This is a genomic window from Novipirellula caenicola, from assembly GCF_039545035.1.
Taxonomy (GTDB): Bacteria; Planctomycetota; Planctomycetia; order Pirellulales; family Pirellulaceae; genus Novipirellula; species Novipirellula caenicola.
The window spans coordinates 106040-117929 of sequence record NZ_BAABRO010000018.1 but is presented as its reverse complement, the minus strand read 5'-3'; the positions used below and the strand labels follow the sequence as shown (position 1 = coordinate 117929).

Sequence of the window (11890 nt, the reverse complement as noted above, 5' to 3'; positions counted from 1 at the left end):
TGGTTCGACCAGTCTTGGCCATCACTCCGTTCGTCCCGCGTTGCAACGCGGGACGCCTTGCCGCATAGCGTCAGTGTATCGGCATGAGTGACGAAAATGCAACCAATCCAATCGACCAGATCAACGCCGCAATGGGCGATGCGATCTCGGCCCAAGAGGCGGGGAATTTCGCGGTCGCCGAGCGTCGTGCTCGCACCGCATGGATGCTGATCGCTTCGCTTCCCGACAGCGAATTGCGGGACGAACGGTTGCGATGGAAACCGGAGTCGATCGAGCCCATCGTCAAAGAATTAGCCAAGCGAGCACAAGTCTCCGGATCATCAAGCGACCAATCACACGGGGCGGTGTTTCGCCAAGTCGACATCGAATATCAACGAGGCTAGGACGTGCTGCAGCGACTACGCACCATGCTCGGATTGGCGGCCGCGTCGACCGTTACCGGGGAAACCGAATCGCCAACGCACTTTCGCAAATCGTGGACGGCATCGCGCTTTGATTCGTCGATCGTGGACGATCCCGAGCGATCAGGACAAGTTTGGTACAGTGCCGACTATGCCGCTCGCGGTGAATTCGAATCGGCCGACACCAACCGATTGAACTCGGCTCATTGGTCCGCCGCGCGTGACACCCCCATCAACGATGATTTGGCTGACCGTTTGCCAACGATGCGGACTAGGTCGAACCACGAAGCGTGGAACAATACCGCGATCGAGGGTTTGATTCTTCAGCATTCCATCGCGGTCGCAGGCGACAACGGTCCGCTGCTCGATTTGCAAGCCGAAGATGAGATCGGCGACACATGGTGCGAATTGGCGGAAAAGGTGTGGGAAGATTGGTGCGAGTACTCCGACGCCGCCGGCCAACTTTCGCTTGCCGCTCGGATGAAGAATTTTTGGAACCGCGGTTGTTGGACAAACGGCGAATGGTTCGATCAATTCGTTTATCCGTCCGACGTCGACACACCAATCAAGTTGCGGTTGCATGCGGTCGAGCCCCAGCGGATCCAAACGCCGATGACGGAAGCGGGCAACCCCGCCATCACACTCGGCATCAAACGCGACGCGCTTCGTCGCCCGAAAGAGTATTGGGTTGCCAACGATTGGTACGGTTTCAACGGCGGCAAATGGTACACGGCCGATGGATTCATGCACGGGTATGAACAACTCGAGGTGGGACAAGCACGCGGGGTGCCTTGGGCCCAATCGGGGTTGCCGACGGCGGCCGATTTGCGTGACTACGACGACCAAGTCATGGACGCGGCCCGGGCGGCGGCCGACATGGCGATCGTGTTGCAAACCAAACATCCCGACGCACCCTATGTGGAATCGAAAGCATCGGTGCCGTTTCGTCGTCGCCGGATGACGCATGTCGCCCCGGGCTGGGAAGCGGCCCAGCTGCAGCCGCACCAACCGACCGCTCAATACAAAGATCATCGTCACGAGCGGATGGGGGATCTTGGTCGCGGCAAAGGTGTCCCGTCGATGGTCACCCGTTTGGACGCACGCGAGCACAACTATTCGTCGGCTCGGTTTGATCGTGGTTTGTTGCATGAATCAGCCAAGCACGTTCGAACGACCCTTTACAACCCCAAGTTGAAAGTGCTTGTGGTGCGGGTGTTGAGCGAAGCCATCTTGGTTGGCGTCTTACCCCCGCCGCCATGTCGCTTCGGTGTCGAACAAATTTGGCCGGCGATGCCGCAAGTCGACGAGGACAAGTCGAGTCGAGCGGAAAATCGCTACCTCGGCAATGGCACGCTTAGTTATTCCGCGGCGTGTGCCGAGCGTCATGGCCGCCGCGCCAACGATGTGATTCGGATTCGTCAACGCGACGCCAATCGATTGGCCGCGGCCGGGTTGCCGAGCGTCGCGGAATCGGTCGGCACCGCACAGAAGAGCGAGTCGAGCGAGACGCCAAAAACCGATGAATCGTAACCCCCATGAGGCTCCGATGCCCCAATCTGATTTAATTGACCTGCATGACATCATCCATCGTCGTCGCGATGACGGGAATCACGACGACGTGATCACCCGTGCGGCCGTGATCGTGCCGAAGTCGCTCGACGAAGAAAACCGCAGCGTCAATTGTGTATTGACGACCGAAGATCCGGTACGCGTTTACGATTGGCGGTCGGGCAAAATCGTGCTCGAAACGTTGGTGGTCGCCGGATGTGAATTCGAGGACCAAACGCCGCTGCTTCGTGATCACCGACAATACGACGTCGAAGCGATCCTCGGAAGCGTCACGCAGCACGCTGCCAAGAACGACGAATTGGTCGGGGTGGTTACGTTTGGTGATGATCTGGACGACAAAGCCGAAGCGATTTGGCGTCGAGTCAAGCAAGGCCATTTGCGTCGCGTGTCGGTCGGATACGACTACACGGTCAACGATTACATCACGATCACCGCGGGCGAATCGCAAGTGATCGATGGGCGAACATTCAAAGCCCCCAAGGATTACGACTTGCGAGTCGTTCGTCGTTGGCGGTTGCGTGAGGTGTCGGTGGTGGTGATTCCGGCGGACAAACGCGCCCAAATGCGGAGCGACAGCGGCAGACAACGCGGGACAGTCGCAAATGATTCGCAAAGCTCAATCATCGAACCGACCGAACGGCAATCCACGACACCCCGCAACGGATCTGACACAGTGAACGAATTGCTTCGCTTTCTCCGCTCTCATGGACTTTCCAGCGAAACCACGTTTGCGGACAATGCGGCCGCGTTTGCTTGGGCCAAGTCCAATCTCGACAAATCGCACTTCAAAGCGTTGCACGATCTTGTCGCTAAACACTCGATCGAAGGATTCGTCGAATCCGATTTCCCGATTCCATCGCGTTCGAACCAAAACACGCCAAACGTCCCAACCAACAATGGGCCGAACAATAGCCCGAACAATGGCCCGTCGGTCGAAGATGGCATCCGCCAAGAGCGTGAACGCCAAGCCGCGATCCGCGGTTTGGCCGCCGAACACCCGCTCGTGCCCCAAGACGTCGTGCAACGGTGTCTCAACAATGGAACCTCGGTTTCCGATGCGTCGGCCGAGTTTTTGAAGGCACTTCGCAATACTGGTTCCGATCCGGTTACGCCAGTCCCCAGCGGTGCCCCCGGCGGTCACGTTCGCGGCGGTATCACGCTGCAATCACTGCAAGCCGGGTTGTTGGCCCGATGCGGCATCGAACCCGACCACGTTGCGTTGCGTTCGCCGGCGGCCGAAGGTGTGTTCGGAAAACGAGGTTTTGAGTTGGGGTGGCTTCGTGGTGCGGCTCGACAAGGCGAAGCACGAAACCAAGTCGAAGCGGCGTTTGATGCGGCACGCACTCAACAACTGGCGGGCGGTTCGTTCGTGCGGTTCTGTGAAGCGTTGATCGAATTGAGCGGCGACCGTGCGTCGTGGAATGATGACGACATCCTCGAACGTGCATTCAGCAACGGCAATTTCAACGCGTTGTTCGGATCGGTGGTGCACATGATGATGGTCGCCGGTTTTGCCGAGACCCCATCGACGTACCAAGAGTTTTGTCGGCAAAAGGATGTCCCCGATTTCCGGCCCAACCAAGAGGCGTATGCCAACGGCGTTGGACGCTTGAAAAAGCAAGGGATGAACGGCGGCAAAGCGGCGCTATTGAACATCGACGATCCGACGGTTGCGCAAGTGGCGGCCGAGCGGTACGCGGGGATGTTGGTCGTCAGCGATCAGGTGATCATCAACGACTCGTTCGACGTGGTCGACACGTTGCCTCGCGAGATTGGTGTATCCGCGCGTCAAATCCCCGGTGATTTAGCGTGGTCGTTGTTGCTCGGCAATCCGAACCTTTCCGATGGTAACCCATTGTTCGTCGACGGCACAAACTACATCACCGATGGCGCGATGACCGAAGATGGGCTCAATGCCGCCAGCACGTTGCTTAAGAACAAGAAGATCGGCAACAAGCGGATCGTCGTCAGCGAAAGCACGTTGTTCCACGGCACGACGTTGTCGATGAAAGCCAAAAAGGTGATCACGTCGACGACGTCATCCGATGGCACCGACAACGTGATGAAAAACAGTTATCGACGCGTCGAAGACAATGTGATCGACCTTGGATGTGCGAATCCGGCGGACGAAGACAAAGAAATCGCTGGCAAGCCGAACACTTATTTCGTCAATGGTGAACCCAAACGCTCGATCGTGATGGCGTGGCGACGCGGCACCAATCGTGGTCCCGTCACACGTTCTGGCCGGTTGCCGGTGGGCGAATTCGGCACCGCGTGGGACGTTCTTGTCGACGTCGGTGTTGCAGCCGCCACCCGGACCGGTATCGTGCGAGTCGACGTCGCCGAGGTGTAAACACAATTCAACCTGTGAGAAAGGGGCGGCGGGGTTCACGTTCATGTGGCTCCGCCGCCCCGCCTGCGTACCCATCTTTTCCAATAGACGATTGGCCCATGTCTGAATTGATCATCATCGCCGCCGCCCCCATCCGCTTGGACCGTGATGTCGCTGGCGGTGAAACGCTCGCGACCGTCGAAACCGATTTGACCGAGCGACAGCTAGCCGGCCTCGGGACTCGATCCGGTTTGAAGTTGGAATCGCGAAAAGTCGACGGTGTTCGTGAGATCGATATTCTCGATGCGAACCAACGGTCGTTGGCGAGGATCACGACCGAGCATTCGCTCGCCACGTTGTTTGTGATGTTGCGACAAGGCCAAGCGGTGGTGAAGTCGGATTCGATCGAGGAAACCAACGACGACGATTCGCACAATGACAGCCAAACGCCGAGCGATGATTTTGCCGCCGTTTTAAGAGCAGCGAAGGCGAGCAAGCGAACGATTGAATTGCTTGCCGAAAACGGCGTGACTGGAATCGCCAAAGCCCGATTGTTCCTCGCCGAACACGAGGGCAGTTTTGAATCGATCGACGGCATTGGCGAAAAGACCAACGAAGCGTTGCTCGAGGCGCTCGCCGAGATCGACGCGATCGCGGCGTAATACCACGATCTACCCTTCGCCCCCTTTCTACGTTTACCCTCTGAATCACGAAGAATCCACAAATGGACATCCGACACATTGACGGTCGCTATCCCTTCGCCGCCGAAGCCGCCTACGATCCCGGCGACTTTCTGCAGCGTCCCGATGGTTCGTGGGCATTGTTCGACGGACTTCAAAGCTGTGCGATCGGCGACCGTATCGACCCGTTGCCGATCAAATCGCCGATGACCGTCGACGTCGTGAAGAAATCGACCGACACATTTGCCAAAGCGGCCAACGCGTATTGGGATGCGACCAACAAGGAAGTGACAACGACGTCGACCGGCAACACGTTGATCGGAACATCGACGGAAGTGGCTGGATCGGGCACGACGAAATTGCACGTCGCGATTACGTTGTAAAAAGTCGCTTTCGTTTAAGCCGTTGTTGACCGCACCGGAATCGGTGCGGTTTTGCAAGGATTGAATTTATGAGCTACTTTGCGAATCTCTTTCGGGGTCATATCGCTGCGGCTCATCAATCCGTTTTCGCGACATCGGTCGAGATCACCGACCCGGGTGGCTCGGCCGCATCCACCCCCGCCGTGCTTCATCACGCTCGTATCGTGACGCGTTCCACACCAAACGGTACGGACACGGTTGCGACGCGGCGGTGTCGGTTCACCGAGCTCGCATCGGTACGTGACGACGCGATTGTCACGATTGATTCGATCCGATGGCAAATCGATGAAGTCGTCGCCACCGAAACCCCGGGCACCGAAGTCATGTTGGTGCGGACGTTAAAAAATGAAGTCGCCCGCGACAATTATCGGCGGTGATCCCAACGCGGGACGTGAGGAAACGATTGCCGATGATCGCACCCATCGGATCATTGGTTTCGCGTCACCTACGGATCGCTTCGTGCCACTTTTAAATGCCCTCGATCGTGCTCGCGACATGTTGGCGGCCACTGCGGTGTGGCAAGAAATCGCGGATGCATCGCACATCTATTACGACGCATTGCCGCCGGCATCGCCCGGCCCCGACTACAGCCGCACTCAGATCGAAAACCTGAGACCGCTGGCGATTCTGTGGCACGAAGTCCATGGCGGCTTTCGCCTGGCGGTTGCGACCGCCGATGCGTGCACACCGATCGCCAGCGGTCGAATGGTGATCCAAATCGAATTGAACGTGCCCGCCGAACATGCCAACAATCCGACCGCCGTTGGACGTTGGGTGATGGATTTGATCGGCCGTTTGATTCGTAGCTACGACTCCAATTCGCCGGGATTGTGGGAATTGGCCAACACCCCCGGTTATTTACCATTGGTGTCGATCGACGTGGACGCGTACATCCGCACATCGAAGAAAGAAGTCGTCTCGCTCGGCGACGCCGTCGTGTTTGATCTTACGTTGACGTGGGGGCATCGTTAATGGTCGCCCGCCGCGTCGCTGCCAAACGTGGCTATTTGGCCATCGGGATCCGCGATCGTGGACCGATTGGTCGAGGATTGAAAAAGGCGTACAACGACGCGTCCAAAAAAGCGTGGCATGCAACGGCGGTCTATTTCCACGAACACTTGCGAGAAAAGCGATTCACGCCCGAGCATGCCAAGGCGGCCGGGTACCACGCTCGAAAGGGTGAAAACCTCGACCCCAATTCCAAAGCGTTTCGCAAATCGTATTACGGCCGAAAGCTGCGAAGCAAATTCGGCGGTGGTCGAGGCGTTGCCAATCCGTTGATTTGGACCGGTGCCACGTACCGGGCAATGCGATCGGCATCGGTAACATCGACTAGCAAACGCGGCCGAGTCGCGTACCGAGGTGCGTCAAAATTCTCGTTCCGTCATCCCCGCAGCCGAATCCGCATGCACGACGAATTCCGTCGATTGCTCGCGTCCGAGATTCAAGAGCTCGCTCGCGTTTACGACACGCATCTCGATCGCGAGTGGGATCAATCCTAGCGGTTCGCATGATCGACCAAACGCGGGACACCGCGCCCGTCGGCTTTCAATTGGCACTTTCGCCATTCCGCCACCATCGATCATCGATTTTTGGGAGATCCCCGCCATGGGACTGCAATCCGCCTACACTTGCAAACTCGGCGACACCGTTCTTGCGGGTATCACCACGCTCGATTCAGCGACGAATCCCGAGGTGCAATCGGACGTTGGCATTGGATCGCAATTTCCCCAGTTCGCTGCGGTGACTGGTGTCAAACCACGTGTGCTTTTCCAATCGCGAGCGATCGCATCGGTTTTGGCCGTTACCGGGACCACCGGATCGGCGGCATTTAGCGACCTTTCCAAATTCGTCGCCTATTGGGCCGATCTTGTCGACGGTGTAATCTCGACGGCTGGCACATCGTATTCGATGAATCGTGGTGTCTTGGTTCCTCGACGATTGCAATGCAGCCATCGCCAAGACGCGGTGCTCGATCTCGAGGCGGTTTCACATAGTGACGACGGGGCGACCGATCCGTTGACGGTGGCCACCGAAGCAACGTTGCCGGCGATCATCCAAGACAACGTGCGTCACACCCTAAAAAGTGCCACGATCGGCGGCATTGATCTCGGATGCATCACCGATGTCTCGATCGATTTTGGCATCAACGTCGATACGCTCGGATGCAAGAGCGACATTTTCGACAAACACATCACCAAGGATCAAGGCATCACGTCGGTGATCAACATCACCACGTTGGAATCGGGGTTGCTTGCCGGATCCGGAATCCCGTTGAAGGGCAAGGGCGCCGCGCACGCCGACACCTCGATCGTGCTGAGACAACGCGAGACCGACGGTATCGGATTCTCGGCCGCCGACGACATCGAAATCACCGCGCACGGTTTGGCGACGTATCAAAACCGATCGGGCCAAGGTCCCGCGCGTGCTCAATCCGTGATCCAAGTGGTGTGCACTTGGGACGGTACCAATGCCCCTTTATTGATTACTTAGCCCATGGCCAAAAGACGAACAAAGTCAAATACCCCCGCACCCGCCGCCGTAATCGACGACGCAGCGATCGCAAACGTTTATCGCCGAGCGACCGGATGTTCGCATCACGAAGCGTCGGCCAAGGTTGCGAATATCGACGACGCAACCAAAACGAAGTGCGTTGCCGCAATCAAAGGCAAGCGACTCGGTTCCGTCCCCGGCATCGTAAACGCCGCTGCGACACCAACAAAATCGCAAACGAACAAGACCTCCGCGACGGTTGATCATTAAAGGAACCCTCAATGCCAACGGGACTTGGTGGCGAAATCATTTGGCTTTGCCCATCCCTTGATGATGACGGCAATGGCACCACAACCGTGACGGATCTGAGTGGCAACGGGAACGATGGCACACTTACAAACGCCACCCCCGCAACCGCATGGATCGCGGACACCGCATACGACGGTATTCGAGCGATCGATCTCGATGGAACGAACGATTATGTCGCGACCACATTAAACGCGGTACCGGTTTCATCGCATTCGTTCGCGATCTGGGTTTATAAACATTCCACCAACGATGCGATTCTTTTGAACCAGCGAGTTGGTGGAAATGCTCAGTTTCAATTGTGGTTAAGCCCGTCGACGCACAGCCAAAAATTGCAGTACTGGAATGGATCGTCCCAGGTCAACAGCGATACAAATTGCCCGCAAAACCAGTGGGTGCATTGTGGTGCAACGCGATCAGGGACGACCCTAAAGTTTTACATCAGTGGAACACTCGCGGGAACAAAAACGATCGCGGTACCGTCGGCATCGTCGGCCAACGTGTTGCTCGGCTACGAAGGCTATGGCTATGCCAAGGGCAAATGGGATGACTGCCGCATCTTCAATCGGGAATTGACTGCGGGTGAAATGTCGGCACTTGCGTCCGTTCGCGCCTATCAACCCGGCGGAACTCCCAAAGGCCCCGATTACATGACCGGTGTGCGACGTGGCTTGCTTTTTCTCTAGACATCGTGCATTGAAATGAAACCAAATCCTACCTACCCACGTCTCTATTTCCGAGTCTGGTCCGCGACGGATGATCCGGTGACGAATCTCGATGTTTCGGGAATCACGTCGGCGAAATACAGCCGATTGGTGTCGGGGCGATGGGCGACCGCCGTGGCGGTCGGTTCGCTTGTCGATGGCGATGACGGTGACGCATTTTTGGATGGAACTTTGATCCACGATGCAGTCGATGCACTTGGCAATCTGTATTCGATCGACGTATCGACCACGGCGGTGGCCGCCGGTGCCGATGCCGTGCGATTGGTGATCGTGTTGGCTGACGGAACCGCAAGCGTTGATGCAACGATCCACGAATTATCGACCGTTGGCGGTGGATTGGATGCGGCCGGAGTGCGAAACGCCATCGGTTTGGCCAGTGCGAATTTGGACACACAGCTTGCGGCCATCGTCGAAGACACTGGCACGACGCTACCAAATACGTTGGCCACCATCGCCGGTTACATCGACACCGAAGTCGCCGCCATCAAAGCCCAAACCGACAACTTGCCCGCCGATCCCGCGACCGAGACCACGCTTGCCGTATTAGATGGCTTGATCGACGCGATCAAAGCGGTCACCGATCAATTCGTGTTTACCAACCCCGGCGAAGTCGACGCCAACGCGGTATCGGGTGCGGGGGGAGGTGGATTGGATGCAGCCGGCGTGCGAAGTGCCATCGGTTTGGCCAGTGCGAATTTGGACACGCAGCTTGCGTCAATCGTCGAAGACACTGGAACGACGTTGCCGAGTACTTTGGCCACGATCGCCGGATACATCGACACCGAAGTCGCCGCGATCAAATCCAAGACCGACAACTTGCCCGCCGATCCCGCGACCGAGACAACGCTTGCCGTGTTGGATAGCTTGATCGACGCAATCAAAGGGGTGACCGATCAATTCGTCTTCACCAATCCCGGCGAAGTCGACGCCAACGCGGTGTCCGGTGCGGGGGGCGGTGGATTGGATGCGGCCGGAGTGCGAAGTGCGATCGGTTTGGCGAGCGCTAATTTGGACACACAGCTTGCGGGAATCGTCGAAGACACCGGAACGACGTTGCCGAGTACTATGGCGATGATCGCCGGTTACATCGACACCGAGGTCGCCGCGATCAAAGCCAAAACCGACAACTTGCCCGTCGATCCCGCGACCGAGACGACGCTTGCCATGTTGGATGGATTGATCGATGCAATCAAATCGGTCACGGATCAATTCGTTTTCACCAACCCCGGCGAAGTCGACGCCAATGCGGTGTCCGGTGCGGGCGGCAGTGGACTGGATGCGGCCGGCGTGCGAAGTGCGATTGGATTGGCTAGTGCTAACTTAGACACGCAGTTGGCGGCTATCATCGAAGACACTGGAACGACATTGCCCAGTACGCTCGGCACGATTGCTGGATACATCGACACCGAGATTGCCACGATCAAAGCGGTCACCGATCAATTTGTATTTTCCAGCCCCGGCATGGTCGACGTAAAAGTGGTCTCGGGCGGGATGACGGAATCAGGCGTGCGAAGCGCGATCGGGATGACCAGTGCCAACTTGGATTCGCAGCTTGGCACATTGTTGACCAGTTCGTCGTTTACCGCCGCGCTGCCGTCGAATTTTGCGGATCTTGCCATCGAAGCGGCCACCGGAAAAGTTACCGCCGAAACGGACGTCGTATTTGATTACGAGGAACTGGCCGACGCAGTGGCGACCCGCATGTTGCCATCGGCGAACAACTTTACTGGCAACGGATCGACGAACATTTCCGACACCATCCGAATCAAACAACGGGACGACTACACCGCCACGATGGGACGTGCGTTCGAATGGTCGATCACCAATTCCGCCGTCGATTACACCGCCGCCTCGGTCGTTGTCGGGGCGGCCGGCGGTGGGACCGAGCCTGATTCTCCGGTATTGGTCGGTTCGATCTCGTTGCACAACAAGGCCGTCGGCAGCTGTACGGTGCGATTGGAATTTAGTTCGGCACAAACGTCCGTGCCGGTCGACCGTTACCACTTTGACGCCCATTTGTTGATCGACGGGAAACGAAGCACCGACATTGAATTGCAAGTCGTGGTGGAACCGAAATACGCCGACGCGCCGATATAGTCGTCGCGTGGATCGAACGCGGGACAACACGCGACGGAAAGACAATTTGGACGGCTCACACATTCTACCCGAATTAACGCGTGAGCCATGTCACTGATCTATTTCCTTCCCGGCGTCAAGGATGTCAACGCCGCGATCCTCGATCAATTCGGGCTTTCCGGTTTGATCGATCGACCGACCAAACGCGAGACGTTCCGCGGGCCCGACGATTTGCAAGGCATGCTTTGTTGCCAATCCGGTTCGGTTCGGACGTTGCGGTTTGATCCGAACCAAAAATGGACAAAGCGGTTTGGCACCGACGCCTACGTCGGCATCGATCCGGAATCCCCCGTCACCCCCGAATCGCTTTCGCGGCCAACACAGATCGCCGGTCAACGGTTGACATTGTTCGATGGTCGGTCGTACATGATCCCGCAATTGCGTTGCTTTGACGTCAACCAGATCGACGGCCCGATGTTGTATTCATGCAATTTGGATCGCATGTTGACTCAGGATTCCGACACCGGCCGGATGGTGCCCGGCGAAGTCGTTCCGCAATACCGCGACGTGTGGAACGACGCCATCGCGATCGGTGATCGCATCTTGGCACAATTGAGTCGCGGACAAGTCAGTGCATCGCTCGAGGAAGTCGATTTGCACGATTTCGCGATCAAGGTCCTGGGGTTGAATTATCGGATCGAAAAGCCCGAAGCCACGGCCGCGAATTTGTTAACTGTCGATTTGTCGACCAAGATCCTAAATATCGCGATCGACACGGAAACGATGAGGGCCAACTTGGGAAACCGTCTACGCCGCCGACTCTCCGGCGGCTCGCATACAAAATCTGGTGTAACGCCGCGAACCGCGGGCTAAACCATCCCTACCA

The 11890-nt window shown here is 57.3% G+C and carries 13 protein-coding genes; all 13 read left to right on the top strand.

From position 1 onward, the window contains the following. Positions 1-83 precede the first annotated feature (83 nt). The 13 genes from ABEA92_RS25650 (at position 84) to ABEA92_RS25590 (ending at position 11877) form a co-directional block, all read left to right on the top strand. Positions 84-383 carry a hypothetical protein gene (locus tag ABEA92_RS25650; RefSeq protein ID WP_345687661.1) on the top strand — a complete coding sequence of 100 codons (300 nt, stop codon included), beginning with the start codon at positions 84-86 and terminating at the stop codon, positions 381-383. A gap of 3 nt (positions 384-386) precedes the next feature. Next, a complete protein-coding gene (locus ABEA92_RS25645; RefSeq protein ID WP_345687659.1) occupies positions 387-1931 on the top strand; it encodes a phage portal protein in 1545 nt (514 codons plus the stop codon). Between the two features lie 16 nt (positions 1932-1947). Next, on the top strand, positions 1948-4323 hold the full coding sequence (locus tag ABEA92_RS25640; RefSeq protein WP_345687657.1) for a phage major capsid protein: 2376 nt from the start codon (positions 1948-1950) through the stop codon (positions 4321-4323). Positions 4324-4421: 98 nt separating this feature from the next. Beyond that, the gene (locus ABEA92_RS25635) at positions 4422-4964 is read left to right on the top strand and encodes a hypothetical protein (protein ID WP_345687655.1); all 543 of its coding nucleotides are present in this window, start codon (positions 4422-4424) and stop codon (positions 4962-4964) included. A 62-nt stretch (positions 4965-5026) separates the two neighbouring features. Beyond that, positions 5027-5365: a DUF2190 family protein gene (locus tag ABEA92_RS25630; protein WP_345687653.1), complete on the top strand. Its 339-nt coding sequence runs from the start codon at positions 5027-5029 to the stop codon at positions 5363-5365. Positions 5366-5433: 68 nt separating this feature from the next. Next, on the top strand, positions 5434-5781 hold the full coding sequence (locus tag ABEA92_RS25625) for a hypothetical protein (protein WP_345687651.1): 348 nt from the start codon (positions 5434-5436) through the stop codon (positions 5779-5781). Further along, positions 5750-6376, top strand: coding sequence for a hypothetical protein (locus ABEA92_RS25620; protein WP_345687649.1), 627 nt, complete (start codon positions 5750-5752; stop codon positions 6374-6376). Before ABEA92_RS25625 ends, ABEA92_RS25620 begins: the two co-directional genes overlap by 32 nt. Beyond that, entirely contained in the window at positions 6361-6906 is a 546-nt protein-coding gene (locus ABEA92_RS25615) for a hypothetical protein (RefSeq protein WP_345687647.1), read from the top strand. The genes ABEA92_RS25620 and ABEA92_RS25615 overlap by 16 nt, the downstream gene beginning before the upstream one ends. Positions 6907-7012: 106 nt before the next feature. After that, positions 7013-7897 (top strand): hypothetical protein, encoded by an 885-nt coding sequence (locus ABEA92_RS25610; RefSeq protein WP_345687645.1) that lies wholly within the window; start codon positions 7013-7015, stop codon positions 7895-7897. Positions 7898-7900: 3 nt separating this feature from the next. Continuing rightward, positions 7901-8167 carry a hypothetical protein gene (locus ABEA92_RS25605; RefSeq protein WP_345687643.1) on the top strand — a complete coding sequence of 89 codons (267 nt, stop codon included), beginning with the start codon at positions 7901-7903 and terminating at the stop codon, positions 8165-8167. Positions 8168-8178: 11 nt separating this feature from the next. Next, positions 8179-8889, top strand: a complete 711-nt coding sequence (locus ABEA92_RS25600; protein WP_345687641.1) for a LamG domain-containing protein — start codon at positions 8179-8181, stop codon at positions 8887-8889. A 15-nt stretch (positions 8890-8904) separates the two neighbouring features. Next, entirely contained in the window at positions 8905-11025 is a 2121-nt protein-coding gene (locus ABEA92_RS25595) for a hypothetical protein (protein ID WP_345687639.1), read from the top strand. Between the two features lie 87 nt (positions 11026-11112). Further along, positions 11113-11877, top strand: coding sequence for a hypothetical protein (locus ABEA92_RS25590; RefSeq protein WP_345687637.1), 765 nt, complete (start codon positions 11113-11115; stop codon positions 11875-11877). The last annotated feature ends 13 nt before the right edge of the window (positions 11878-11890 follow it).